At 63.7% G+C, this 24,333-nt stretch carries 24 protein-coding genes and 1 pseudogene; 20 read left to right on the top strand and 5 right to left on the bottom strand.

What is annotated here, in order from left to right:
* Positions 1–8: 8 nt before the first annotated feature.
* A pseudogene (locus ACHAC9_RS17185) lies at positions 9–131 on the bottom strand (AraC family transcriptional regulator); the annotation flags it as partial.
* A 1-nt stretch (position 132) separates the two neighbouring features.
* Here ACHAC9_RS17185 and ACHAC9_RS17180 point away from each other — a divergent pair.
* Positions 133–300: a hypothetical protein gene (locus tag ACHAC9_RS17180; protein WP_435761555.1), complete on the top strand. Its 168-nt coding sequence runs from the start codon at positions 133–135 to the stop codon at positions 298–300.
* Positions 301–333: 33 nt separating this feature from the next.
* Here the strand turns inward: ACHAC9_RS17180 and ACHAC9_RS17175 are convergent, their stop codons facing one another.
* Positions 334–2,652: a family 1 glycosylhydrolase gene (locus ACHAC9_RS17175; RefSeq protein WP_435761553.1), complete on the bottom strand. Its 2,319-nt coding sequence runs from the start codon at positions 2,650–2,652 to the stop codon at positions 334–336.
* 355 nt (positions 2,653–3,007) lie between these two features.
* Here ACHAC9_RS17175 and trpS point away from each other — a divergent pair, with 355 nt between their 5' ends.
* Entirely contained in the window at positions 3,008–4,030 is a 1,023-nt protein-coding gene (trpS, locus tag ACHAC9_RS17170; RefSeq protein ID WP_435761551.1) for a tryptophan--tRNA ligase, read from the top strand.
* 250 nt (positions 4,031–4,280) lie between these two features.
* Positions 4,281–5,330 carry a serine endopeptidase gene (locus tag ACHAC9_RS17165; RefSeq protein ID WP_435761549.1) on the top strand — a complete coding sequence of 350 codons (1,050 nt, stop codon included), beginning with the start codon at positions 4,281–4,283 and terminating at the stop codon, positions 5,328–5,330.
* A gap of 48 nt (positions 5,331–5,378) precedes the next feature.
* On the opposite strand, the gene ACHAC9_RS17160 is transcribed toward ACHAC9_RS17165, so the two are convergent.
* Together ACHAC9_RS17160 and ACHAC9_RS17155 are read right to left on the bottom strand one after the other, a co-directional pair.
* Positions 5,379–5,813 carry a DUF3597 domain-containing protein gene (locus ACHAC9_RS17160; RefSeq protein WP_435761547.1) on the bottom strand — a complete coding sequence of 145 codons (435 nt, stop codon included), beginning with the start codon at positions 5,811–5,813 and terminating at the stop codon, positions 5,379–5,381.
* Between the two features lie 39 nt (positions 5,814–5,852).
* Complete coding sequence (locus ACHAC9_RS17155; protein WP_435761545.1) at positions 5,853–6,455, bottom strand: hypothetical protein; 603 nt, start codon at positions 6,453–6,455, stop codon at positions 5,853–5,855.
* Between the two features lie 146 nt (positions 6,456–6,601).
* Between ACHAC9_RS17155 and ACHAC9_RS17150 the strand changes: the two genes are divergently transcribed.
* The 8 genes from ACHAC9_RS17150 to ACHAC9_RS17115 all read left to right on the top strand — a co-directional run bounded on the left by ACHAC9_RS17150 (position 6,602) and on the right by ACHAC9_RS17115 (position 15,717).
* Positions 6,602–6,943 (top strand): DUF1294 domain-containing protein, encoded by a 342-nt coding sequence (locus tag ACHAC9_RS17150; RefSeq protein WP_435761543.1) that lies wholly within the window; start codon positions 6,602–6,604, stop codon positions 6,941–6,943.
* Position 6,944: 1 nt separating this feature from the next.
* Positions 6,945–7,715 (top strand): glycerophosphodiester phosphodiesterase, encoded by a 771-nt coding sequence (gene ugpQ, locus ACHAC9_RS17145; RefSeq protein ID WP_435761541.1) that lies wholly within the window; start codon positions 6,945–6,947, stop codon positions 7,713–7,715.
* A gap of 222 nt (positions 7,716–7,937) precedes the next feature.
* Positions 7,938–10,547, top strand: a complete 2,610-nt coding sequence (gene alaS, locus ACHAC9_RS17140) for an alanine--tRNA ligase (RefSeq protein WP_435761539.1) — start codon at positions 7,938–7,940, stop codon at positions 10,545–10,547.
* A 183-nt stretch (positions 10,548–10,730) separates the two neighbouring features.
* Positions 10,731–10,988 (top strand): sulfurtransferase TusA family protein, encoded by a 258-nt coding sequence (locus tag ACHAC9_RS17135; protein WP_435761537.1) that lies wholly within the window; start codon positions 10,731–10,733, stop codon positions 10,986–10,988.
* A 193-nt stretch (positions 10,989–11,181) separates the two neighbouring features.
* Positions 11,182–11,931 (top strand): electron transfer flavoprotein subunit beta/FixA family protein, encoded by a 750-nt coding sequence (locus tag ACHAC9_RS17130; protein ID WP_435761535.1) that lies wholly within the window; start codon positions 11,182–11,184, stop codon positions 11,929–11,931.
* 37 nt (positions 11,932–11,968) lie between these two features.
* Positions 11,969–12,901, top strand: coding sequence for an electron transfer flavoprotein subunit alpha/FixB family protein (locus tag ACHAC9_RS17125; RefSeq protein ID WP_435761533.1), 933 nt, complete (start codon positions 11,969–11,971; stop codon positions 12,899–12,901).
* 195 nt (positions 12,902–13,096) lie between these two features.
* Positions 13,097–14,887 carry an acyl-CoA dehydrogenase gene (locus ACHAC9_RS17120; RefSeq protein ID WP_435761531.1) on the top strand — a complete coding sequence of 597 codons (1,791 nt, stop codon included), beginning with the start codon at positions 13,097–13,099 and terminating at the stop codon, positions 14,885–14,887.
* Between the two features lie 167 nt (positions 14,888–15,054).
* Positions 15,055–15,717 (top strand): hypothetical protein, encoded by a 663-nt coding sequence (locus tag ACHAC9_RS17115; protein ID WP_435761529.1) that lies wholly within the window; start codon positions 15,055–15,057, stop codon positions 15,715–15,717.
* A gap of 21 nt (positions 15,718–15,738) precedes the next feature.
* Here the strand turns inward: ACHAC9_RS17115 and ACHAC9_RS17110 are convergent, their stop codons facing one another.
* Complete coding sequence (locus ACHAC9_RS17110) at positions 15,739–16,143, bottom strand: NINE protein (RefSeq protein WP_435761527.1); 405 nt, start codon at positions 16,141–16,143, stop codon at positions 15,739–15,741.
* Positions 16,144–16,420: 277 nt separating this feature from the next.
* On the opposite strand from ACHAC9_RS17110, the gene rpsP reads away from it, so the two are divergent.
* From rpsP to ACHAC9_RS17065, 9 genes are all read left to right on the top strand, one after another.
* Positions 16,421–16,675: a 30S ribosomal protein S16 gene (gene rpsP, locus ACHAC9_RS17105; protein ID WP_192054370.1), complete on the top strand. Its 255-nt coding sequence runs from the start codon at positions 16,421–16,423 to the stop codon at positions 16,673–16,675.
* A gap of 15 nt (positions 16,676–16,690) precedes the next feature.
* Complete coding sequence (gene rimM, locus ACHAC9_RS17100) at positions 16,691–17,254, top strand: ribosome maturation factor RimM (protein ID WP_435761524.1); 564 nt, start codon at positions 16,691–16,693, stop codon at positions 17,252–17,254.
* A 131-nt stretch (positions 17,255–17,385) separates the two neighbouring features.
* Positions 17,386–18,144 (top strand): tRNA (guanosine(37)-N1)-methyltransferase TrmD, encoded by a 759-nt coding sequence (gene trmD, locus ACHAC9_RS17095; protein ID WP_435761522.1) that lies wholly within the window; start codon positions 17,386–17,388, stop codon positions 18,142–18,144.
* A 127-nt stretch (positions 18,145–18,271) separates the two neighbouring features.
* The gene (gene rplS, locus ACHAC9_RS17090) at positions 18,272–18,658 is read left to right on the top strand and encodes a 50S ribosomal protein L19 (protein ID WP_435761520.1); all 387 of its coding nucleotides are present in this window, start codon (positions 18,272–18,274) and stop codon (positions 18,656–18,658) included.
* Between the two features lie 62 nt (positions 18,659–18,720).
* Positions 18,721–19,398, top strand: coding sequence for a CoA pyrophosphatase (locus ACHAC9_RS17085; RefSeq protein ID WP_435761518.1), 678 nt, complete (start codon positions 18,721–18,723; stop codon positions 19,396–19,398).
* A gap of 102 nt (positions 19,399–19,500) precedes the next feature.
* Positions 19,501–20,460 (top strand): CobD/CbiB family protein, encoded by a 960-nt coding sequence (locus tag ACHAC9_RS17080; protein WP_435761516.1) that lies wholly within the window; start codon positions 19,501–19,503, stop codon positions 20,458–20,460.
* 81 nt (positions 20,461–20,541) lie between these two features.
* Entirely contained in the window at positions 20,542–20,889 is a 348-nt protein-coding gene (locus ACHAC9_RS17075) for a DUF3579 domain-containing protein (protein WP_435761514.1), read from the top strand.
* Between the two features lie 88 nt (positions 20,890–20,977).
* On the top strand, positions 20,978–21,427 hold the full coding sequence (locus ACHAC9_RS17070; protein ID WP_435761512.1) for a CBS domain-containing protein: 450 nt from the start codon (positions 20,978–20,980) through the stop codon (positions 21,425–21,427).
* Positions 21,428–21,544: 117 nt separating this feature from the next.
* Complete coding sequence (locus ACHAC9_RS17065) at positions 21,545–24,301, top strand: M16 family metallopeptidase (RefSeq protein ID WP_435761510.1); 2,757 nt, start codon at positions 21,545–21,547, stop codon at positions 24,299–24,301.
* Positions 24,302–24,333 lie beyond the last annotated feature (32 nt).

Below are 24,333 nucleotides of genomic sequence, written 5' to 3'. Positions count from 1 at the left end.
CCGGGCAGTCCGGCCGCGTGCCGTTCGCGCGCCGCGACGAACAGGCCTTCGGTGCGCACCAGGCTGTTCCACTCGCGCAGCGAGCGGCCGCTGAATGACTTGATGCGGCGCTCGACATGGCGCGGGCTGTGCATGGGGCAGCACCTGGCGCTGGCCGAGCTGGTGGTGATCGCGGCGATGTTCCTGCAGCGTTTTTCGGTGACGGCGCAGCAGGGCACGGCGCCACCCGAACCTGTCTTCAATATCACGCTGCGTCCGCGCGCAGCGCTGCATCTGCGTGTGACGCGCCGCGCCGCATGAGGATCGTGCGCTACATCCGCCTGTCGTTCCCGCTCAGAACCCGCCGTGCACCGCTTCGGGCGGCGTTTCTTGCAGCTGGCGATTGCCGCCGGCGGCAGGCACCCGCGTTTCCGCGGTCTTGGCCAGTTCTTCGTACTCCGGATCGTCGACGCCGCGCAGTTCGATGTAGCGCTCGAGTGCGTTTTCCAGCGTCGGCAGCAGCACGCCGCGTTCGCTGTGCAGCACGCTGTAGGCCGGGCGCGCAGCAAGCATGCCGAGCGTACTCGATGCCTGCGGCGCCAGGGGGGCCGCATCGATGCCGGCCTTCTCCGCTGCCAGCCTGGCCAGTTCGAACCAGGTGACCGAGCCGCCATTGTTCAGGTGCCAGACGCCGCATTCGCGGTCGATGGCGAGATCCAGGCAGGTGTGCACCAGGTCTGGCACATAGGTCGGCGAGACGGTCATGTCGTTGGCCGCGACAAAGGTCTCGCCGCGCTCCAGGGCGTTCAGCGCCTGGGTCACGAAATTATGCTTGTCCCAGGGGCCGAAGAAGGCACTGGTGCGCACGACCAGGGCGCCCGGGTGCTGCGCCAGCACGGCGGCTTCCGACTCGGCCTTGCTGCGGCCGTAGACGCCCAGCGGCGTGAGCGGATCGCTTTCGACATACGGGGAGTCTTTACGCCCGTCGAACACCAGGTCGCTCGAGAAAGTCGTCAGGTGCACGCCAAGGCGGGCGCAGGCTTCGGCCAGGATGGAGGCGCCGTGGGTGTTCTCGCGCATGCAGCGCTCGACCTCGTTCTCCGCGTCGTCCACGCGCACATAACCGCTGGTGTTGATCAGGGCCCAGGGCTTGTAGTGCGCCAGCGCGCGTTCGACGCAGGCCGGGTCGGCGATGTCCATGTCATGGCGCGACAGCAGCTTATAGGCGAGGTTGCGCTTCTGGCAGACGCGCGCAAAGGCGCGGCCCAGGGTGCCGGTGGCGCCCGTGATCAGGATCGGAGCGACGCCGGCGCCGAGCAGGCGGTGGCCGTCGGCCGATATCGAGGTCAGCGCGGCAGGCGTGGCGACCGGCGTGCACAGGAAGCGGCCCGGACGGCGCCACCAGCCCTGGCCGCGCAGCACCGGGTGCGACAGCGGCTGGCCGGCGGATAATTCGCGCATCATCGCGGCCAGCGCGGTCGGGCGCGGTAGCGGCGAGCGCACGTCGAAGGGGCCGGGTTCGTAGTAACCCTTGTCTTGCGTAACCAGGCTGTTCCAGTCGAAGGAGCCCAGCAGCGCCCACACCGTGACCGCGCGCAGGTCGACGCCGTTGGCGCGCGAGGTCTGCGCCGCCTCCCAAATTTCCAGTAGCCAGCGCAATTGATCTTCGCGGTTGGCGTCGATGTGCGCTTCGGTAATGGCGAGGGGCAAACGGTAGCGGTCCCAGATTTCGGTGAGCAGGGGACCGATGCCGGCGGTCGGCGTGGCCAGCGCGCGCGACGCTTCGATGTCGGCGCACGGGATGCCGTCGGCCAGGCCGCGGTGGTGTTGCGCGTAACGCTCCGGACGGTGGTCGAGCCAGCGCTCGCTGGTCACGTAGTAGTTCACGCCGATGATGTCCGGCGGGCAGGTGTTGTCGCGGAACCAGAGCAGGTCGGCCTCGCTGGCGCCGGAGCGGATCAGGTACTTCCAGAGCGCATGTTCCGGGCCGACCATTCCGCACAGCAGGTCCCAGGCGAGCCAGCGGCGCTCGTTGTAGAACGCGGCCATCTCGGCCATCTCCGGGGTGCTGTAGGTCTTGCCGAGGTCATCCGTTTGCACCAGTTTGGCGTTCGGATTGACCTTGCGGATTTCGCGCATGCACAGCACCACGGCGCGGCACTGGATCAGCAGGGCCTGGATGAAACTCTTGTCGTCGCGCGCATGCGGGTACCAGACCCCGTACAGGCCGGCGAAGCGCGCGGTGGTGCAGGGTTCGTTGACAGGGGTGTAGTACTCGAGCCACGGATAGCGCGCGGCGACCGCGCCGGCGTAGTCGGCCAGGCGTTCCGGGAAGGCGGGGTCGAGCAGGCTGGTGTCGCGCGGGCCGCTGCCGTGGTGGATCAGGCCGGCGATCGGCGTCACGCCGGCGTCGCGCAGGGCAGGGAGGCGTTCGTCGGGCCAGGACCAGTCAGCCTTGTCCAGCCCCTCGGGCGCGGTGCGCTCCCAGAGGATGGGGTAGCGGATGGCGCGGATGCCGAGCGAGGCAAAGCGTTTGATGTCGCAGTTGCGCAGGGCGTGGCCGTTACGGTCGAGCTGGCTGAAGTAGTCGTCTTGCACACGGTTGACCGTGCATTCGAGGCCGCCCCACAACTCGAGGGGGCGGGGTTGGCTGTTCGGGCTCGTGTTATTCATGATTTCACCACTTGTTAAAATTTTTACAACAAAAAACTTTTAGACGGCCGCCGAAAACATAAAGTTCGGAATAAGTGACCGTTTGGATCAGGTGCCGCACCTTGGAGGACAAGCGTCCAGGCACCCTTATGTCTGACTCTGTCGCGTTCGGCTCGACTATCGGTTGACAGCGCGCCGTCAACCTGCAAACATGCCATCCATGAAATTTATCAACCCACACTTGTCGTTTTGCACCTGGTGGCGCCGCTGACGACGCGCGGCCCAGACGAGAAGATGTGACTCACATGAACGCCGCCTCGATTCAGGTGGCGTTTTTTTTGGCGCGGCGGGAATCGGGGCACACACAAGGAAACCGATGAATTCTCCAGCAGCCAATTCCCCCGCACCCGTCATCCTGACCGGAGATCGTCCGACCGGTCCTTTGCACCTCGGCCACTTCGTGGGCAGCCTGCGCAATCGCGTTGCCTATCAGGACGAATACCGTCAGTTCGTCATGCTGGCCGACGCCCAGGCGCTTACCGACAACATGGATGACACCGGAAAGGTACACCGGAACGTTGTCGAAGTGGCGCTCGATTACCTCGCCGTCGGGATCGATCCGACACGCTCGACGATCTTCATCCAGTCGCAGGTTCCTGAACTTGCAGAGTTGACATTCTATTATCTTAATCTCGTGACTGTCGCCCGTTTGGAACGCAACCCGACGGTCAAGGCGGAGATCGTGCTGCGCGGCTTCGAGCGCGACATCCCGGCCGGCTTCCTGACCTATCCGGCCAGCCAGGCTGCCGACATCAGCGCCTTCAAGGCGACCCTGGTGCCGGTCGGCGACGACCAGATCCCGATGATCGAGCAGTGTAACGAGATCGTGCGCCGCTTCAACCGTCTGGCGAACAAGGACATCCTGGTCGAATGCAAGGCGCTGGTGCCCGAAATCGGCCGCCTGCCCGGCATCGACGGCAAGGCCAAGATGAGCAAGTCGCTCGGCAACACGATCAACCTGGGCGACAGCGCCGACCAGATCCGCGCCGCCGTGAAACAGGTCTATACCGACCCCTTGCACCTGAAGGTCTCGGATCCGGGCCATGTGGAGGGCAATGTGGCCTTCCTGTACCTCGATGCGTTCGACACCGACAAGGCCGCGCTCGAAGAGATGAAGGCGCACTACACGCGCGGGGGTCTGGGCGACAGCATCGTCAAGAAGCGTCTCGACACCGTGCTGCAGGAGATGCTGGCCCCGATCCGCGCCCGCCGCGAAGAGTTCGCGCAGGACAAGGGGCAGGTGCTGCAGATGCTCAAGGAAGGCACGATGAAGGCGCGCGAAGTGGCTGCCGGCACGGTCGACGAAGTGCGTCGCGCGCTGGGCTTGTCGTACTTCTGATTGACGGGTCATATCACCGGCCGCTTGAACGCGTGGGCGGCGCATAGGCCAACGTGAGATCCTGCCGCCGGGTGGAGCCGTCCACACGTTCAACGCACGTCGGAACCGCCTCGGCGTGTCGTACAGCGCCCCCTCCCGTATCGTCCCACGCTCCTCCACATCGCACGCTTGGCTTCCCGCCTTGAGCCATGACAAGCTCCGTCCCGCTGCATTGCCTGAACATCGCTGTTCATCTTGACTGGGGGAAATCATGAGCAAAGGATTGAGGCTGACCGAGAAATGGCTGCACCGGGCCCTGTGGCTGGTGGCATTCGCATTCGCCAGTTTTCTCATCGGCCTGGGCGGGAAACTGGTTGAAAACATGGCCGATGTCGAAGAAGTGCCGACCATCGAGCAATTCATCGATCCGGCCCAGCTGGCCGCCGTGCGTGCCGACGAAGAAGCGGCTGACAAGCGCCAGACCGCCGCCCGCGAGCACCACGAGCAGGCCACCGAAAAACACGAGGTGGCCACATCGAATACCCGCTCCGCGCGCGCCACCTTCGACAACTGGCTGGCCACCCGCAGCGTCACCGCGCGTCCCGACCAGGATGCCGAGTTGATCGCCCGGACCGAAGCGCTCGACGTGCTCGAAGCGGAGGAGCGGCGCGCACTAGGGGTGGTAGAAGGCCAGCGCCAGGCGCTGCTCGATGCGACCCAGCAGGCCGAACGCGCGACGCGGCGCCGCGCCGACCTCGAACTCCCCGCAATTGACAAGCGCGACGCGGCCATCGAGTCGCTGAACCTGCGCGTGTTCGCCTACCGGCTGGCGCTGACCCTGCCGCTGCTGCTCGCAGCCGGCTGGCTGTTCAAACACAAGCGCAAGGGGCCGTCCTGGCCGTTCGCCTGGGGATTCATCTTCTTCGCGCTGTTCGCGTTCTTCTTCGAGCTGGTGCCTTACCTGCCCAGCTATGGCGGTTACGTGCGTTACATCGTGGGGATTATCGTGACGGTGGTCGCAGGGCGCTATGCCATCCAGGCGCTGCAGCGCTACCTGGCGCGCCAGAAGGAGAGCGAGGCGCTGCCCGACGCGCAGCGGCGCCAGACGCTGAGCTACGACACGGTGATGGTGCGGCTGGGGAAGAGTGTGTGCCCGGGATGCGAGCGCCAGGTCGACCTGAAGGATGGCGCCACCGATTTTTGCCCGCATTGCGGCATCGGCTTGTTCAACCGCTGCGGCGGCTGCGCAACGCGCAAGAATGCGTTCGGGCGGTTCTGCTTTGCGTGCGGAACCGCGGCGAGCACAAGCCTGGCGGATTAAGCTGAGCCGGCCCGTCGGACCGGCTCATTCGTTCATGACACTGACCGATCAGTCTTTCAGGTCGGCCGGTACTTTACCGCCGTTGGCGGCCAGCTTGTTCATCACTTGCCTGTGCAGCCAGATGTTCATCGACGCCGAATCGCTGGTGTCGCCCGAATAGTTCAGCTCGGCGGCCAGTTCCTTGCGCGACTGCAGGCTGCTGTCGAGGTCGAGCAGTTTCAGCAGGTCGACAATCGAGGAGCGCCAGTTCAGCTGCTGCCCCGAGGCCTGCAGCTTGCTGTTCAGAATGGCTTCGACGTCGACCTGCTCCATCGCCGCCGGGGCGGGGGCTGCCGTCGGCGCAGCAGGAGCGGCGCCGGTTGTCGGACGCGCTGCTGCCGGCGCGTTTTGCGCCTGAGCTTGTGCCTGTGCTTCTGCCTGCGCCTGTTTAGCCGCGTTTGAGTTTGGGAAGATTTTGTTGAAGATATTGCTCAGAATGCCCATGTGATGCTCCTTTGTTGTTGGTAGGTAGATTGAAACGAATTAACGGCGCTGGAAGCCCTGCGCCATGTGTGCCAGTGCAATTGCGAGTGCCGCGCCGCCAAGACCTTTGACGACGTTCGGGTGTTCGGCGTAGAAGTCGCCCATACGCTCGACCACGCCAGGGTTCTCTTGTTCCGCCTTTTGGGCGATTTCTTGCACTTGTTCAGGCGAAAGTTGCGAAGCCTGTTCCGGCGTGATCTGCGGCGGAGTTGTGCCGCCATTGCCGCCGCCGAGCAGGCCGCCGAGAATGCCTCCCAGGCCGCCGAGGCCGCCTGCGCCGCCCAAGCTGCCAAGGCCACCGCCCATGCCGCCCCCACCGCCGCGGCCCGAGAGCATGCCGATCAGCGAAGGACCTGCAGCGGCAATCAATTGATTAAGCATGCCGGCTTGCTGGTTCGGATTACTTTGGCCAAACATCTGCCCGACCATTTGCGGAAACGGCGGCGTTTGGTCCGAGCGGAAGGCCTGGGTCACGCCTTGCGCGACCTGCTCGCGCGGCGCCGCCTGGGCGACGCGGTCGAAGTCTTCTTCAGCGCGGGTATTGTCGGCGCCGGAGGCGCCACCCATGTATTGCTGCAACAGATTTCCTAAATCGAAAGCCATGACTTCCTCCTGCTTGAATGACAAGGTGAAGGAGGAGGGTAGGGCGTGCCCCTGCTTGACTCGGTACGGTAGCGAACGTAGTAGCGATAAAACAAGCACAACGGTGCCGACTAGCAATTGCGTGCGTGTCGCGCTAAGCTGACGGGATGCCCTATCTGCCTATTCTGATATTCGCCGCGATCTATGCAGCTGCCATGCTGGTGTGGGACTTGCCCTGGCTGGTCGCGGGCGCCTACCTGATGACCAGCATCTCCTGCTTCGTCGCCTACGCGGTCGACAAGTCCGCCGCCCGCAATGGCAACTGGCGCACGCCCGAGCGCACCTTGCTGGTGCTCGGCCTGGTCGGCGGCTGGCCGGGCGGGGTGCTGGCCCAGCAGTGGCTGCGCCACAAGACATCGAAGCGTTCGTTCCAGCAGATGTTCTGGTGTAGCGTGGTCGCCAACATCGTCGGCTTCCTCTGGCTGTCGTCACGGGTGTTCGCCAACTAGCATGGCGACGCTGCCCGGCTCCTGGCCCTATCCACGGGTGCTGGCCCACCGGGGCGGGGGCACGCTGGCGCCGGAAAACACCCTCGCCGGAATGCGCGAGGGCTTGCGGCGCGGCTACCGCGCCATCGAATACGACATCATGCTGGCGCGCGACGGGGTGCCGGTGGTACTGCACGATCCATATCTTGGCCGCACGGTGGCCGGGTCCGGCAAGGTTGTCGATTATGACGCGTCCGAGCTGGCGCTGTTGGACGCCGGCGGCTGGTTCGCGCGGAAATTCGAGGGCGAACCGGTGCCGCTGTTCGTCGAGTTCGCGCAATATTGCAAGGCGCATGGGGTCTGGATGAACATGGAGATCAAGCCGGCGCCCGGGTACGACATCGAGACCGGCGGCACGGTAGCGCGCATCGCCGCCGCGTTGTTCGCCGAGGACATCGCGGCAGGCGACATGGCGGCGGTGCCGCTGCTCTCGTCGTTCAGCATGCTGGCTTTGGCATCGGCACGCGACCTCGCGCCCCAGGTGCCGCGTGCCTGTTTGATGAGCGAACTGGCGCCGGATTGGGAGCGCCGCGCCAGGGAAGTAGAGGCGATCGCGATCCACACCAACCACAAGCACCTGACGCCCCAGCTGGCGCAAGAGGTGCGGGCGGCCGGTTACGGGCTGTTTTGCTATACGGTGAACGAGCCGCGCCGCGCGCGCGAATTGCTTTCCTGGGGCGTCGAGGCTTTCTGCACCGACCGTATCGACCTGTTCAAGCCGGATTTTTCGTAGGGTAGTAGGGCTGTTGCCTGTTCCGCTATTGGTCCGCACGATCCGCGTGGCACTTGTGCCCACGCGGATTCAACGTACCGATAACAGGGCAGGCAACAGCCCCACTGACCACGCCGAATTTCGTCTGATTCGAGCCCCCGCAGTGCCATGTAAACAAGTCACCAGCGACTGATATAATCGTTGCTTTATCTACCGTACTGCGCTCTTTCCGCACCCACCAACATGAAATCTTCCGAAATTCGCGAAAAGTTCCTCAAGTTCTTTGAGTCCAAGGGCCATACGATCGTACGGTCCAGCCCCCTCGTGCCGGGCAACGATCCGACCATGTTGTTGACCAACAGCGGAATGGTGCAGTTCAAGGACGTTTTCCTCGGTCTCGATTCGCGCCCGTATTCGCGCGCGACGAGCGTGCAGCGCTGCGTGCGCGCCGGCGGCAAGCACAACGACCTGGAAAACGTCGGCTACACCGCGCGTCACCACACCTTCTTCGAGATGCTGGGCAACTTCAGTTTCGGCGACTATTTCAAGCGCAACGCTATCAACTACTGCTGGGAACTGCTGACCAAGGTCTACCAGCTCCCTGCCGAGAAGCTGACCGTCACCGTGTATTTCGAGGACGACGAAGCCTATGACATCTGGGCCAACGAAATCGGCGTGCCGACTGAGCGCATCATCCGTATCGGCGACAACAAGGGTGCGCGCTACGCGTCGGACAATTTCTGGCAGATGGCCGACACCGGCCCCTGCGGCCCGTGCACCGAAGTGTTCTACGACCACGGCGCCGACATCTGGGGCGGCCCTCCGGGTTCGCCTGACGAAGACGGCGACCGCTTCATCGAGATCTGGAACCTGGTGTTCATGCAGTTCAATCGCGATGAATCGGGCGTCCTGACCCCACTGCCAAAACCGTCGATCGACACCGGCATGGGCATGGAACGCCTGGCCGCCGTGCTGCAGAACGTGCACAGCAACTACGAGATCGACCTGTTCCAGGCACTGATCAAGGCCGCCGCGCGCGAAACCGGCGCAACGGACCTCGAGAACAATTCGCTGAAGGTGATCGCCGACCACATCCGCGCGGCCTCCTTCATGATCGTCGACGGCATCATCCCGAGCAGCGAAGGCCACGGCTACGTCCTGCGCCGCATCATCCGCCGCGCACTGCGCCATGGCCACAAGCTGGGCCAGACCCGTCCGTTCTTCTTCAAGCTGGTCGAAGACCTGAATGGCGAGATGGGCACGGCCTACCCGGAACTGCTGGACGCGAAAGACCGCGTTGCGCAAGTCTTGAAGGCCGAGGAAGAGCGCTTCGGCGAGACGCTGGAAAACGGCATGAAGATCCTGGAAGCGCAACTCTCGAAGGACGCGAAGAACCTCGACGGCGGCACCGCCTTCACGCTGTACGACACCTACGGCTTCCCGCTTGACCTCACCGCCGACATCTGCCGCGAACGCGGCGTGACGCTGGACGAAGCGGGCTTCACCGCCGCGATGGAACAGCAGAAGAAGACCGCACGCGCCGCCGGCAAGTTCAAGATGGCCGCCAAGGTGGAATACGCGGGCGAAAAGACCAAGTTCGTCGGCTACGAGTCGCTGGTGCATAACACCCACGTGCTGGCCTTGTACTCCGAAGGCGTCTCGGTGCAGGAACTGAAAGCCGGCCAGGAAGGCATCGTCGTGCTCGACACAACGCCGTTCTACGCCGAGTCGGGCGGCCAGGTCGGCGACCACGGTTCGATCGCATCGAACGGCAACGCGTTCGAAGTCGAAGACACGCTGAAGATCCAGGCCGAGGTATTCGGCCACCACGGCGTGCTGCGCTCCGGTTCGCTGAAAGTCGGCGACACGGTCGATGCGCAGGTCGACCAGGCCAAGCGCGCCCGCACCATCCGCAACCACTCGGCGACGCACCTGATGCACAAGGCGCTGCGCGAAGTCTTGGGCGGCCACGTCCAGCAAAAGGGTTCGCTGGTCGATCCTGACAAAACCCGTTTCGACTTCAGCCACAACGCACCGGTGACTGCCGAACAAATCGCCCAGGTCGAGATGATCGTCAATCGCGAGATCCTCGAGAACCATGCGACGCAAGCGCAGAACATGTCGTTCGACGACGCCGTGAAACATGGCGCGATGGCGCTGTTCGGCGAGAAGTACGGCGACGAAGTGCGCGTGCTCGACATCGGCACCTCGAAGGAACTCTGTGGCGGCGTCCACGTGACGCGTACCGGCGACATCGGCCTGTTCAAGATCGTGTCGGAAGGCGGCGTTGCTGCCGGCATCCGCCGCATCGAAGCGGTGACGGGCGAGGGCGCGCTGGCCTGGGTGCAAGCTACCAACGCCAGGCTGCTGGCCGCCGCCGGCGCGCTCAAGACGGCGCCGGAAGAACTGCCGTCGCGCATCGCCCAGGTGCAGGACCAGGTCAAACTGCTCGAGAAAGAAGTCGCTGCGCTCAAGTCGAAGCTGGCCTCGGGCCAGGGCGACGAGCTGGTGAGCCAGGCGGTTGACGTGTACGGCATCAAGGTGCTGGCCGCGACGATGGACGGCGCCGATGCGACGAGCCTGCGCGAGACGATGGACAAGCTGAAAGACAAGCTGGGGACGGCGGCCATCGTGCTGGCCAGCGTGGCTGAAGGCAAGGTCAGCCTGATCGCGGGCGTGACCAAGGATGCCACCGGCAAGGTCAAGGCCGGCGAGCTGGTCAACTTTGTGGCCCAGCAGGTGGGCGGCAAGGGCGGCGGGCGTCCGGACATGGCGCAGGCGGGCGGTACCGATCCGTCGGGCTTGCCGGCCGCGCTGGCTGGCGTGGCGGCCTGGGTCGGCGAGCGCGCCTAAAGCGCTTTCGCAGGGTGGACGGCGTTGCCGTCCACCTGTAAACAGATTCCTTTTAGATATTGCAACCCTAATTGCATGCAGTTGTGACAACGCAACATTTCGTGACTATTTTGGTGCGGCGCGTCATAATCCAGAAATTGGAGTAGACTCCGAATCCAGTATCACCACCTAAGCAGGCATGCGATGAGCGACACCATTCTCGACACTGACACGATTCTCTTCCAGTTGGACCTGGACGCGCGCGGCCTGAACTGTCCGCTGCCAATCTTGAAAGCCAAGAAGGCGCTGGCTGAACTGGCGTCCGGCGAGGTGCTGCGCATCACGGCCACCGACACCGGGTCCGTCCGCGACTTCCAGGCCTTCGCCAAGCAGACCGGCAACGCGCTGCTGTCCCACTCGCACAGCAATGGCGAGTTCGTGTTCCTGATGCGCCGCAAGTAAACAGCGTTCCGAGGCGGGGGCACGACAAGGTCCCGCCAGTACTTCTGTTGTCCCGCCAGCGTGTATTTTGGAAGCATCCCTCTAGCCAAAAATCGCACGATCGTGCTTTAATTTGGTTCTGTACCGGTTTATCTCATATAATCTAGGCCACTTTAGCTTAAGTCTACCTCTTCAATTTTTCAAAGGCACACCTATGAAAGTCCTGGTACCCGTCAAACGCGTGGTCGACTATAACGTCAAGGTCCGCGTCAAGTCCGACGGCAGCGGCGTGGATATCGCCAACGTCAAGATGTCGATGAACCCGTTCGACGAAATCGCGCTCGAGGAAGCGACCCGTTTGAAGGAAGCCGGCAAGGTCACCGAAGTGGTGGCCGTCTCGATCGGCGTGCCGCAGTGCCAGGAAACCCTGCGCACCGGTATGGCGATCGGCGCCGACCGCGGCATCCTGGTCGAAACCAATGGCGAGACCGAGCCCCTGGGCGTGGCCAAGATCCTGAAGGCACTGGCCGATAAAGAGCAGCCGCAGCTGATCATTCTCGGCAAGCAGGCGATCGACGACGACTCCAACCAGACCGGCCAGATGCTGGCAGCCCTGCTGGGCTGGCCGCAAGCCACCTTCGCATCGAAAGTCGTGCTCGAGGACGGCAAAGTGACCGTGACGCGCGAAGTCGACGGCGGCCTGGAAACCGTGTCGCTCACGCTGCCGGCCATCGTCACCACCGACCTGCGCCTGAACGAGCCGCGCTACGTCACGCTGCCGAACATCATGAAGGCCAAGAAAAAGCCGCTGGAAACGATCAAGCCGGAAGAGCTGGGCGTCGACGTGACGGCCCGCCTGAAGACCCTGAAGGTCGTCGAGCCGGCCAAGCGCTCGGCAGGCATCATGGTGCCGGACGTCGCGACGCTGGTCGCCAAGCTGCGCAACGAAGCCAAAGTCATCTGACCGGCCAACGCCTCCACTACAAAATATAGGAAACATCATGGTCGCATTAGTTATCGCTGAACACGACAATGGCTCGCTGAAAGGCAGCACCCACCACACCGTGACCGCGGCCGCCCAGTGCGGCGGCGACGTCCACGTGCTGGTCGCCGGTTCCAACTGCGCCGCCGCCGCCGAAGCCGCCGCGCAGATCGCCGGCGTGTCGAAAGTGCTGGTCGCCGACGCGGCCTGGTTCGCCGACGGCCTGGCAGAAAACGTGGCCGAGCAGATCCTGGCCATCGCCGGTTCGTACTCGCACATCCTGGCGCCCGCCACCGCCTACGGCAAGAACATTCTGCCGCGCGTGGCCGCCAAGCTGGACGTGGCCCAGATCTCGGAAATCACCAAGGTCGATTCCCCTGACACCTTCGAGCGTCCGATCTACGCCGGCAACGCCATCGCCACCGTGCAGTCGACCGACAGCATCAAGGTCATTACCGTGCGCGGCACCGGCTTCGACTCGGCACCTGCTACCGGTGGTTCGGCTGCCGTCGAATCGATCGCCGCCGCCGCCGACTTCGGCAAATCGACCTTCGTCGGCCGCGAGCTGGCGAAGTCGGACCGTCCGGAACTGACCGCTGCAAAAATCATTGTCTCCGGTGGCCGCGGCATGGGCTCGGGCGACAACTTCAAGCTGCTCGAACCACTGGCCGACAAGCTGGGCGCCGCCATGGGTGCTTCGCGCGCCGCAGTCGACGCCGGCTACGTGCCGAACGACTGGCAGGTTGGCCAGACCGGCAAGATCGTCGCGCCGTCGCTGTACATCGCCGTCGGCATCTCGGGCGCGATCCAGCACCTGGCCGGCATGAAGGATTCGAAGACGATCGTTGCGATCAACAAGGATCCGGAAGCGCCGATCTTCTCGGTGGCTGATTACGGCCTGGTCGGCGATCTGTTCGAAGTGATCCCTGAACTGGTCAAAGAACTCGGCTAAATCGTAGAAAACGCACTACACAGGCCACGCTGGTCCGGCATCACACCCGGCTGCCGTGGCCTGTTTTACGAGCGCCAAACAGAACCCTCATGGCGGCGTTGCACCGTCTTGTCGTACAAGCGTACCGCCTTTGACGCTGCGCCTTGCCCTGAGGGCTCTGTTTGACGCTCTTACATCTAATTCTGAGGAGATCAAGTGAGCTATCAAGCCCCGATCAAAGACATCCTGTTCGTCCTGAACGAACTGGCCGGTTTGCAGCAGGTGAGCCAGCTGCCAGGCTGCGAAGACGCGACCGCCGACACCGTGGAAGCGGTGCTGGAAGAGAATGCGAAATTCTGCGGCGAAGTCGTCGCCCCACTGAATCACCCGAGCGACAAGGAGCCGAGCTTCTGGCACGACGGCCGGGTCACGACCTCCGCCGGCTTCAAGGTCGCCTTCCAGGCCTTCGGAGAATCCGGCTGGCAGGGGATCGGGCACCCGACCGAATTCGGCGGACAGGGTTTGCCGAAACTGGTCAGCACGCCGTGTACCGAGATGCTGAACGCCGCATCGATCTCGTTCGCACTGGTCGCGCTGCTGACCGACGGCGCCATCGAGGCGCTGCTCACCGCTGGTTCCGACGAACAGAAAGCCCTGTACCTCGCGCCGCTCATCACCGGCAAGTGGACCGGCACCATGAACCTGACCGAACCGCAGGCCGGTTCCGACCTGGCCGCCGTGCGCACCCGCGCCGTGCCGCAGGGTGACGGTACGTATAAAATTTTCGGCACCAAGATCTACATCACCTACGGCGAGCATGACATGGCCGAGAACATCATCCACCTGGTGCTGGCCCGTACGCCGGATGCGCCATCGGGGGTGAAGGGGATCTCGCTGTTCATCGTGCCGAAGTTCCTTGTCAATGAAGACGGAACGCCGGGCGCGCGCAACGATGCCCACTGCGTCTCGATCGAACACAAGCTCGGCATCAAGGCCAGCCCGACCGCCGTACTGCAGTTCGGCGACAACGGCGGCGCCATCGGCACCCTGGTCGGCGAAGAAAACCGTGGCCTGGAATACATGTTCATCATGATGAATGCGGCCCGCTTCGGGGTCGGCATGCAGGGCATCGGCCTGGCCGAACGCGCCTACCAGCAGGCAGTGGCGTTTGCCAAGGACCGCGTGCAATCGCGCGACCTGGCTGGGTCCGCCGGTCCGGTCGCCATCATCCATCACCCGGACGTGCGCCGCATGCTGATGTCGATGCGCGCCCAAACGGAAGCGGCGCGTGCGCTGGCCTATGTCGGCGCCGGTATCTCGGACCTCGCCCACCATCACGCGGACGAAGCGACGCGCAAGGCGAACCTGGCTGTCTACGAATACCTGGTCCCGATCATCAAGGGCTGGTCGACCGAGATGAGCGAACACGTCGCGCGCGACGGTGTGCAGGTGCATGGCGGCATGGGTTTCATCGAAGAGACTGGCGCGGCGCAGCACTATCGCGACGCCAAGATCCTGACGATCTACGAAGGCACGACCGCGATCCAGGCAAACGACCTGGTCGGCCGAAAGACCGTGCGTGACGGTGGCGCGGTGGCCAAGTCGATCATTGCCCAGGTGCGTGCGACCGAGGCGGCGCTGGGCGAAGTGCAGGGCGCCGATGTCGTGGCGATCCGCAAGCAGCTGGTGCAGGGTTCGGCAGCGCTGGAGGAAGTCATCGACTTCGTCGTCGCCAACGTCAAGCTTGACGTCAAGGGCGTCTTTGCCGGTTCCGTGCTCTACCTGAAGCTGGCCGGCATCGTGCTGGGCGGCTGGCAGATGGCGCGCGCGGCATTGGTCGCGCAGCAGAAGCTCGATGCGGGCGAGGGCGACGCGTCTTTTCTCCGCGCAAAGATCGCCACTGCGCGCTTCTTCGCCGACCACATCCTGTCGGGTGCGGGCGGCCTGCGTTCGGCCATCGTCGAAGGCAGCGCCGGCGTGCTGGCGCTGGACGTCGAGCAGTTCTGAGGCGGGCGGGGCTTCGTCCCCGGGGTGTGACGAAAGCGGCCTGCGGGCCGCTTTTTTCATGCCCAGCGACACGCGGATGCTCAATCCGCTGAGCTTGATCCAGGTTAAACGGAATATGACGGCCGCGTCCGTAAAGTGGTTTTACCCATCCATTCCTGGAGCCCGCCATGCCCTTCACACCTGCGCGAACGATCCGTTTACCGGTCCTGGCCGTATCAATCCTGGTCTCCCTCTCTGCCTGCGGCGGCGGAGGTTCCGACCCCGAGCCGGTCGTGACCAACCCGGTGCCTGTCCAGCCGAGTCCGCCTCCCACGCCGCCGGCGCCCGAGCCGACGCTCGCCGCCGCTTTTACCGAGCTCGTTGCCGGCACCATCAACAGCACGCCCGGCTGGAACGCCTGGGTGACCCCGGCCGGCCGCGTGCCTGTGAGCGGCGTCGGCTGCCTCGGTACCATCAACTACCATCAGCACTCGCTCGTGTCGATCTACAAGGAAGGGACGCGGCTCGGCCTGCCCGACAACGTCGGCCGCAGCGGCTGCACCTACGAATTGCACACCCATGACGTCATGGGCATGGTGCACATGGAGGCCGATGTGGCGAAGAAGTTCACGCTGGGACAGTTTTTTGCGGTGTGGAACCAGCCGTTGGGAGCAGCTGGCGTCGCCGGCCTGGCAGGACCGATCCGGTTCTATCTGATCGAGAACGACAGACTGACGCGTTATACGGGTGATCCCGCCGTCCTGGAGCTGATGCCGCACCGCGAAATCGTCATCATCAGCGGCGCCGCACCGGCCGTGTTGCCGAAGTATCGCTGGCCGACGGGTCTTTGAGGAAAGGGGGGCGCCAAGCGCTCAGCCGTAGGCGCCGCCCGTGTACATCAGGTCGAACAGCCGCGAAATGGTGGCAATCAGCACGGTCGTGCCGACCAGCAGGGTTGTCACCAGCAGCACGGCCAGTATCCACGTCGAGCGCGACTGGGTTCCCGCATTGAAGCGTGCATCCCATTTTTCGTCCGGCGTCAGGCCGATGACCAGCGCCTCGATGCAGGCGGCGATCCCGGAAATGAGGAGCGGCAGCAGTACATAGAAAACATTAATGCCGTGCGCATTGCTGTAGATGAGGCCAGCGATCGGCAGGCTGCTGACGTGCAGCAAGCCAGCGCGGTCAACGCCGCCGTGCAGGTAAAAGCGGTGTGCCCCCAGCGCTCCCAGGGTGAGCGCCAGCGCGGTAGCGAGCGTCTTGTTCTTGTGTGCCATGCAGAAGCAGATGTGGTAAGCGGGTGTGTTGCCCCGAAAGAAGAAAGTATCGTTTATAAACGTGACAAAAGCATTACTTTTAATGTAAATGCAATGTATCAACATGTAGCAGCAGATCGGGAAGTCAGCAGGCAGGTAGCGGTCGCGCCAAAAATAGCGGATAATGCTCGATTCGGCCGGGACCGCGCGCCCTGTTGTCATTACTGCTTGCTGCTCTGTGGCATTGCGCGCTATAATCGTCGGCTTTCTCCGCCCAGCACAACTTTTTGGAATTATTATGGTCGTTATTCGTTTAGCTCGTGGAGGCGCCAAGAAGCGCCCGTTCTTCAACATCGTTGCAACCGATTCGCGTAACCGTCGCGATGGCCGTTTCATCGAGCGCATCGGTTTCTACAACCCGATGGCCTCGGGCGCCGAAGTGGGCCTGCGTATCACCGCTGACCGTCTGGCCTACTGGCAAGGCGTGGGCGCACAACTGTCGCCGACCGTTGCTCGCCTGGTCGCTCAGCAGACCCCAGTCGCAGCTGCTTAAAGCAAGGTTCCAGGTTTGACCGATTCAGTTGCCTCAGTTGCAGGTGGGGCGCAAGCCCCCGACGACCTGACTCAGGTCGGGTATGTGGCCGGTGCCTATGGCATCGCCGGCGCCATCCGCGTCACGCCGTTCTCGACGGATGCCGATGCGCTGCTGAATATTAAAACCTGGTGGCTCGATAAACCGAGCCTGCGGTCCGTCAGCGTGCGGACCACGAAAATGCATGGCGGCGACGTGGTCGCCACCCTCGTCGGGACGGCGGGCCGCGATGCGGCGGAGGCGCTGAAAGGCGCCGCCGTGCATGTATCGCGAAGCGAATTTCCCGCGCTTGAGGAAGACGAGTATTACTGGTCCGACCTGATCGGTCTGGATGTCGTGAACCTGCAGGGCGAAGCTCTCGGCAAGGTCATTGACATGATGAGCAACGGTCCGCAGTCGATTCTGCGCATCGAGCCCATATCCGAGCAGGGAAGTACTGAAAAGGCGCCCGAGCGCCTCGTTCCGTATGTAGATCAGTTCGTCAAGACCGTCGACCTCAAGGCTAAACTGATTACATTAGACTGGGGCCTGGATTATTAGAGCGTCTAACAAAACCGCCATGGCTGCGTTGCATGCGTCTCGCCGTACGAGCGTACTGTCTTCGACGATGCGCCTTGCCCTGACGATTTTGTTAGACGTTCTTAAGTCGGTTTTCATGAAACGAGGTCTCGATGCAATTTGACGTCGTGAGCTTGTTTCCCGAAATGTTTGCCGCGTTGACGCAGTCCGGTGTCACCCGCCGCGCCTTCGAGCAGGAACGCTGGGGCCTTACCTTGTGGAATCCACGCGATTTCACAAGCGATCGCCACCGCACCGTGGATGACCGCCCGTATGGCGGCGGCCCCGGCATGGTGATGATGGCCAGGCCGCTCGAAGCGACAATCAATGCGGCCAAGGCGCGCCAGGTCGAGCGTGGCCTGCCGCCGCCGCGCGTGGTGTTCATGTCGCCGCAAGGCAAACCGCTGACGCACGAACGCGTCATGGCCTTGAAGGACGAGCCTGGCCTTGTCGTCCTGTGCGGCCGCTACGAAGCGGTCGACCAGCGCCTGCTGGACCGCGTGGTTGACGAGGAAATTTCGCTCGGCGACTTCGTGCTCTCCGGCGGCGAATTGCCGGCGATGGCCTTGATGGATGCAGTGGTGCGGCAATTGCCCGGTGTGCTGGGCGACGACGCCTCGGCGGTCGAAGACAGTTTTGTCAAAGGCCTGCTCGATTCGCCGCACTATACCCGCCCCGACGTGTACGAGGGCGTGCCGGTGCCGCCGGTCCTGATGGGCGGGAACCATGCCGAGATTATCAAGTGGCGCCGCCAGCGTATGCTGGAAGCGACCGCGAAAAAACGGCCGGAATTGTTGGACAAAGCCCGTGGCGCGGGCCAGTTGACGCCGGCCGACGAAAAGTTTTTGACCTCACTCCGTCCTGCGGAGTAATGTCGGAAAATGCACCATAGCGGTGCGAGACGTGTGGGCATGTTGCTCTTACGTTCAACCCCATCCTCTACTGGGCAACGCATTTGCAGTATCAAGCGCCAGCAAGATGGTTAATGGAGTCATAAGAATGAATCTGATTCAACAACTCGAGCAGGAAGAAATTGCGCGCCTCGGCCGCAAGATTCCTGATTTCGCACCTGGCGACACCGTCATCGTCAACGTCAACGTCGTCGAAGGCACCCGCAAGCGCGCCCAGGCATACGAAGGCGTCGTCATTTCGCGTCGCAACCGCGGCTTGAACTCGAACTTCATCGTTCGCAAGATCTCGTCCGGCGAAGGTGTCGAGCGTACGTTCCAGCTGTATTCGCCGCTGATCGCTTCGATCGAAGTGAAACGCCGCGGTGACGTGCGTCGCGCCAAGTTGTACTACCTGCGTGAGCGTTCGGGCAAGTCGGCACGTATCAAAGAGAAACTGCCGCAGCGCAAAGTCTCAACCGCCCCAGTCGCTAAGTAATCGCGTCTGTGGAGTGAAAAAAGGCATCCCCCGGGATGCCTTTTTCTTTTCAACCAGGAGAAATGCTTTTGGTTAAGGTTCATCTGGATCCATCCCGCTTGCCGGTCGACGCCATCGCCGGCGAACCGGCCATCGACCCCGCATTCTTGACGGCGCCAAGCCTGCGTGCGCGCTTCGCCCGTTCGCGCCTGGCCTGGGAGCCGGAAGCCCCGGACGAGTCGTGGGTGAGGCCGGGCTTCAAACTGCGCCGTGCCGCCGTTCTGGTGCCGATCGTCGAGCGTCCCGACGGCCTGAACGTGCTGCTGACCCTGCGCACCGACCACCTGAGCAGCCACGCCGGGCAGATCGCCTTTCCGGGCGGGCGCGCCGAGGAGCTCGATTCCTCGCCGATCGAGACCGCGCTGCGCGAGTCGGAAGAGGAAATCGGCCTGCACCGGCGCCACGTGTCGATCGTCGGGGTGCTGCCCGACTACATCACCGGCAGCGCCTACCGCGTCGCGCCCGTGGTCGCATTGGTCAAGCCGCCCTTCGACTTGACGGCCGATCCGAACGAAGTGGCCGAGATCTTCGAAGTGCCGCTCGCCTTCCTGATGAACGGCCTGCACCACCAGCGCATGTCCTTCGAGCTGCCGGACGGGCAGGGCACGCGCCGTTTTTATGCGATGCCGTATGAACGTTTCTTCATCTGGGGAGCGACAGCCGGCATGCTGCGCAATCTGTTCCATTTCTTGCGCGCATGAGAGCTGCTCTGGGGATTCTTGCCAGAGCCGATTTGATTATGGCGGTGACCTGCGCTATCGTAGCGGGCAGCGCGGTATTGCCATAACAAAAGAAGGACTTGCATGACATTTTTCTCCATCCTGTGCGCATTGCTGATCGAGCAGCTCAAACCGCTGCGCGCGGATAACCAGGTCTACGGCGGCATCAAGGGCCTGGCGATGCGGATCGAAGGCTGGTTCAACGCCGGCGAACCGAAGAACGGCCGCATGGGCTGGTTCCTGATGATGACCGTGCTGGTCTTGCCGGTCGCGCTCGTCTACTGGGTGCTGCAATACTTCGGCCTCGTGTTCCTCGCCTTTGCCTGGAACGTGGTGATCGTCTACCTGACGCTGGGCTTTCGCCATTACAGCCATTATTTCACCTCGATCCAGCTGGCCCTGAACAGCGGCGACGAAGCCGCGGCGCGCGCGCTGCTAGCCGAGTGGACACGCATCGACACGGTCGGCATGGATGCGACCGAAATTGCCCGTGTCGCCGTCGAGAAATCGCTCATCACGACCCACCGCAGCGTGTTCGGCGTGTTCTTCTGGTTCCTGATGCCGGCCGGGCCGGCTTGTGCGGTGCTGTACCGGGTCTCCGAATACCTGGCGCGTGCCTGGAACGAGCCCGAGCACATGCGCAATGAAGCCTTCGGCCAGTTCGCCGCCAGGGCCTTCTACTGGATCGACTGGATCCCGGTGCGCCTGACGGCGATCGCCTTTGCCGTGGTCGGCAATTTCGAGGACGCCATCTATGCCTGGCGCAATTTCGCCAACCGCTGGGCGGACGAGTCGCGCGGCATCATCCTCGCCGCCGGCGGCGGCGCGATGGGCGTGCGCCTCGGCACCCCGAACGAAAACGCGCCCCAGCTGCTGCCGGTCGACGCCGCCATGGTCGACCTGAGCGACGCCGACACCGACGTGCTGCCGGGCGAGGAGCCGAGCCTGCGCGCACTGCAAAGCACGGTAGGACTTGTCTGGCGCGCCCTGATACTATGGATGATTCTGTTGCTTTTGTTGTCCAGTATGGTCTGGCTTGGCTAGACAAGCCTCGTCCTCAAGTCTTCTATAAGATATAATACCGGCTCTCCTCCACGCAGCATTCTTGTATCAGCAAGCAGCACTATGGCCGAGTTACCGCACACCGGGAATGAAGGCGCCGTCGGCGAATTCTTCATCCTGGGCCTCACGAGCAATGGCAAGCAGTTCCGCCCCAGCGACTGGGCGGAGCGCCTGTGCGGCGTCATGTCCTGCTTTCGGCCCGAAGGCAGCGGCGGCCGCCATGCCCACCTCCAGTTCTCTCCCTACGTCCACCCGACCGTGATCGACGGCGTCAAGGCCGTGGTCGTCAACAATGCGCTGAAAAAAGCCGAACCGCTGGCTTACCACTTCGTTGTCAATTTCGCCAAGGACAACGACCTGCAGGTGGTCGACGCCTGCTTCGTCGAGTTGCCTGGCGTTCCGAAGGTCTGAGCTTCAGCATTTGAGCTAGATCAAGCCCTGCGCGTGTTGCTGCACTAGCTTAAATCGTAGGCCAAACGATCAGCCTGGGGAGGAAGCCATGAACATCCGCGACATCTGCACCATCCAGACCATCAGCTGCAACCGCGACGAAACCGTGCAGGGCGCGGCGCTCCTGATGCGCAAGCACCATGTGGGCGACCTGGTCGTGGTCGACGGCAGCGATGGTGACGCCATTCCCGCAGGCATGGTCACCGACCGCGACATCGTCGTGTCGGTCGTCGCGCTCGGACTCGATCCGGCCAGCCTGCAAGTGGGCGACATCATGAGCGACGACCTGCTGACCTGCCGCGAAGACGACGACGTCTACCAGACCATCGAGCACATGCGCCTGCGCGGCATCCGCCGGGTGCCGGTGGTGAACGCCAACGGCGCGCTGGCCGGCATCGTCAGCGCCGACGACCTGCTCGAATTCCTGGCCGAGGAAATGGGCGACCTGTCGCGCATCAGCGGCAGCCAGCAGGCCCACGAGAAGCGGGCTCGGCACTAGGACAGGCTGTCCCGCCCCCGGGCACCAAACCAGTGCGTGGCGGCATCATCCCGTACGACCATCTGTTACCATCGCCGCTGGCGCGCCGCTCCAGGCGCACGAGACTAGCGGGATGACATGAATTTGACGAGTACCCAGCGCGGCCTGCGCGCGCACCTGATCGCTGGCGGCTTTGCCTTCTTCGCCGCCGGCGCCGTCCTCGCCGCGCCAAAGGCGCCGCCGCCTGGTGCGGCCCTTCCGAAAGGGGTGACGCTCGGCGCCTCGGTCGAAGGCATCACCGAATACCGGCTCGCGAACGGCCTGAAAGTGCTGCTGTTCCCGGATACCTCGCGTCCCACCGTCACCGTCAATGTCACCTACATGGTCGGCTCGCGCCATGAGAACTACGGCGAGACCGGCATGGCGCACCTGCTCGAACACCTGTTGTTCAAGGGGTCGAAGAAGAACCCGGACATCACGCGCCAGTTCGCGGACCGCGGCATGGATTTCAACGGCACCACTTCGCTCGACCGCACCAATTATTACGAAGTGTTCCAGGCGTCGCCGGCGAACCTGGACTGGGCGCTGCAGATGGAAGCGGACCGGATGACCGGTTCCTTCATCGCCCAGAAAGACCTCGATTCCGAGATGACGGTCGTGCGCAACGAGTTCGAAAGCGGCGAGAATTCACCGTCCGGCGTTCTCATGAAGCGCATGCAGAGCATCGCCTACGACTGGCACAGCTACGGCCGCTCGACGATCGGCAACCGCAGCGACATCGAGAACGTCAGGCTGAGCAACCTGCAGGCCTTCTACCGCACCTGGTACCAGCCCGACAATGCGGTGCTGCTGGTGGCCGGCAAGTTCGATGCGGATGCGACGCTCGCCAAAGTCGCGCGCCTGTTCGGTGCGATCCCGAAACCGAAGCGCACGCTGCCCGCGTTCTGGACGGTCGAGCCGACCCAGGACGGCGAACGCAGCTTCGCGGTGCGGCGCCAGGGCGATGTCCAGATCGTCATGCTCGGCTATAAAGTGCCATCGAGCCTGCACGACGACAGCGACGTGATGGCGTTCGCCTCGGCCATCCTGGGCGACGTGCCGACCGGCCGCCTGCACAAACAGCTGGTCGAAACGGGCAAGGCCAGCCAGGTGTTCAGCTTTGGCGAAACCGGTTACGCGCCGGGCCTGCAGTATGTCGGCGCGGTGGTGAAGAAGGGAGAAGCGCTCGAACCGGTGCGCGCGGCGCTGACCGAGGCGGTGGAGAGCTTCGGCGCGACACCCCCGACAAATGACGAGATGGCGCGCATTCGCCGCATGTACGAGAACGACATGGAGCGCAGCCTGAACGATCCGCAGCGCGTTGGCGTGGCACTGTCGGAGACGATCGCGCTGGGCGACTGGCGCCTGTTCTTCACGGGACGCGAGCGCATCAAGACGATCACGCCGGAAGAAGTGGCGGGGGTGGCCAGGCGCTACTTGCGGCGCGACAACCGGGTCACCGGCACCTTCCTGCCCGAGGACACGCCGCAGCGCGCCATCATTCCGCCGGCGCCGAGCGTCGAGAGCATCCTGAAGGAATTCAAACCCAGGGCGTCGACCCTGATCTCGGAAGACTTCGTGCCGACCCAGGAAAACATCCTGAAACGGACCCAGTTGACGACGAAAGGCGGCGTCAAGCTGGCGCTGCTGCCTAAAAAGAATCGCGGCGAAGCGGTGACGGTCAACCTGCGCCAGCACATCGGCGACGAGAAGAATTTGTTCGGCAAGGGCGCCGTGCCCGAGCTGACCGGCGCCATGCTCATGCGCGGTACCAGCCGCTATACGCGCGAGCAGCTCGCCGACGAATTCGACCGCCTGAAAATCGCCGGCGGCCCGGCCCACTTCCAGACCACGCGCGAGCACTTGCCGGCGGCCTTGCGCCTGGTCGCGCACGTGCTGAAAGAGCCTGCCTTCCCGGCGCCGGAATTCGACCAGCTGCGGCGCCAGTCGCTGGTCGCCCTGGAAGCGAGCCGCGCCGAGCCGCAGGCAGTGGCCGCGCGTGCGCTGGCGCGCCATTTCGACCTGTATCCGAAGGGCGACGTGCGCCACGCGAACAGTTTCGACGAAGACCTGGCCGAGCTGACCGCGGCGCGCCTGGAGGACCTGCGCGTCTTCCACCGCGCCTTCTACGGCAGCGTGCCGGCCGAGATGGCGATCGTCGGCGACTTCGATGCGGCAGCGATCGTGCCGCTGGTGGACGAGTTGTTCGGCGCCTGGCGCGCTCCCGAGAACGTGGCGCCGGTCCTGCGCCGCCACGCCGATATCGCCCCCCTGAAAACCACGCTGAACACGCCGGACAAGGAAAACGGTGTTTATACCGCGCGCCTGAACCTCGACCTGAACATCGACGACCCCGACTATCCGGCTTTGACCCTGGCCAATTACATTTTCGGCGAGGGCGGCCTGCGTTCGCGCCTGATGGACCGCATCCGCCAGAAGGATGGCCTGTCGTACGGCGGCGGTTCGCAGCTCGACGCCGGAGACCTCGACCGCGCCGGGGCGTTTGGCATCAGTGCGATTGCCGCGCCGCAGAACCTGCAGCGCCTGGACGCCGCGATCCGCGCGGAACTGGCGCGCGCGGTGAAGGACGGCTTTACCGCCAGCGAGCTGGCCGGCGCCAAGTCGGGTCTGATGCAGCAGCGCCAGCAGACCCGCGCCGACGATGGCGCGCTGGCCGCCGGCTGGACGGCTTACCTGTACCGCGACCGCACCTACGAATGGTCGCGCCAGTTCGAGGCAAAGTTGATGGCCGTCACGCTGCCCCAGCTGAACGCCGCCTTCCGCAAGGCGATCGACCCGTCGAAACTGTCGGTGGTGATGGCAGGCGACCAGGACAAGGTCAAGCCCACGCCCTGAATGCAACGCCCGTGCCCGGCGGTGGCGCCTGC

Source organism: Massilia sp. CMS3.1, assembly GCF_051262535.1.
GTDB lineage: Bacteria > Pseudomonadota > Gammaproteobacteria > Burkholderiales > Burkholderiaceae_D > Telluria.
Note: the sequence above shows the minus strand (reverse complement) of the source record. Positions and strands in the feature narration are given on the sequence as shown.

Bases quoted from the DNA above. Each gene is read 5' to 3' on its own strand.
- ACHAC9_RS17180 (WP_435761555.1), top strand. From the start codon at position 133: ATGGGGCAGCACCTGGCGCTGGCCGAGCTGGTGGTGATCGCGGCGATG.
- ACHAC9_RS17175 (WP_435761553.1), bottom strand. From the start codon at position 2,652: ATGAATAACACGAGCCCGAACAGCCAACCCCGCCCCCTCGAGTTGTGG.
- trpS (WP_435761551.1), top strand. From the start codon at position 3,008: ATGAATTCTCCAGCAGCCAATTCCCCCGCACCCGTCATCCTGACCGGA.
- ACHAC9_RS17165 (WP_435761549.1), top strand. From the start codon at position 4,281: ATGAGCAAAGGATTGAGGCTGACCGAGAAATGGCTGCACCGGGCCCTG.
- ACHAC9_RS17160 (WP_435761547.1), bottom strand. From the start codon at position 5,813: ATGGGCATTCTGAGCAATATCTTCAACAAAATCTTCCCAAACTCAAAC.
- ACHAC9_RS17155 (WP_435761545.1), bottom strand. From the start codon at position 6,455: ATGGCTTTCGATTTAGGAAATCTGTTGCAGCAATACATGGGTGGCGCC.
- ACHAC9_RS17150 (WP_435761543.1), top strand. From the start codon at position 6,602: ATGCCCTATCTGCCTATTCTGATATTCGCCGCGATCTATGCAGCTGCC.
- ugpQ (WP_435761541.1), top strand. From the start codon at position 6,945: ATGGCGACGCTGCCCGGCTCCTGGCCCTATCCACGGGTGCTGGCCCAC.
- alaS (WP_435761539.1), top strand. From the start codon at position 7,938: ATGAAATCTTCCGAAATTCGCGAAAAGTTCCTCAAGTTCTTTGAGTCC.
- ACHAC9_RS17135 (WP_435761537.1), top strand. From the start codon at position 10,731: ATGAGCGACACCATTCTCGACACTGACACGATTCTCTTCCAGTTGGAC.
- ACHAC9_RS17130 (WP_435761535.1), top strand. From the start codon at position 11,182: ATGAAAGTCCTGGTACCCGTCAAACGCGTGGTCGACTATAACGTCAAG.
- ACHAC9_RS17125 (WP_435761533.1), top strand. From the start codon at position 11,969: ATGGTCGCATTAGTTATCGCTGAACACGACAATGGCTCGCTGAAAGGC.
- ACHAC9_RS17115 (WP_435761529.1), top strand. From the start codon at position 15,055: ATGCCCTTCACACCTGCGCGAACGATCCGTTTACCGGTCCTGGCCGTA.
- ACHAC9_RS17110 (WP_435761527.1), bottom strand. From the start codon at position 16,143: ATGGCACACAAGAACAAGACGCTCGCTACCGCGCTGGCGCTCACCCTG.
- rpsP (WP_192054370.1), top strand. From the start codon at position 16,421: ATGGTCGTTATTCGTTTAGCTCGTGGAGGCGCCAAGAAGCGCCCGTTC.
- trmD (WP_435761522.1), top strand. From the start codon at position 17,386: ATGCAATTTGACGTCGTGAGCTTGTTTCCCGAAATGTTTGCCGCGTTG.
- rplS (WP_435761520.1), top strand. From the start codon at position 18,272: ATGAATCTGATTCAACAACTCGAGCAGGAAGAAATTGCGCGCCTCGGC.
- ACHAC9_RS17085 (WP_435761518.1), top strand. From the start codon at position 18,721: ATGCTTTTGGTTAAGGTTCATCTGGATCCATCCCGCTTGCCGGTCGAC.
- ACHAC9_RS17080 (WP_435761516.1), top strand. From the start codon at position 19,501: ATGACATTTTTCTCCATCCTGTGCGCATTGCTGATCGAGCAGCTCAAA.
- ACHAC9_RS17075 (WP_435761514.1), top strand. From the start codon at position 20,542: ATGGCCGAGTTACCGCACACCGGGAATGAAGGCGCCGTCGGCGAATTC.
- ACHAC9_RS17070 (WP_435761512.1), top strand. From the start codon at position 20,978: ATGAACATCCGCGACATCTGCACCATCCAGACCATCAGCTGCAACCGC.
- ACHAC9_RS17065 (WP_435761510.1), top strand. From the start codon at position 21,545: ATGAATTTGACGAGTACCCAGCGCGGCCTGCGCGCGCACCTGATCGCT.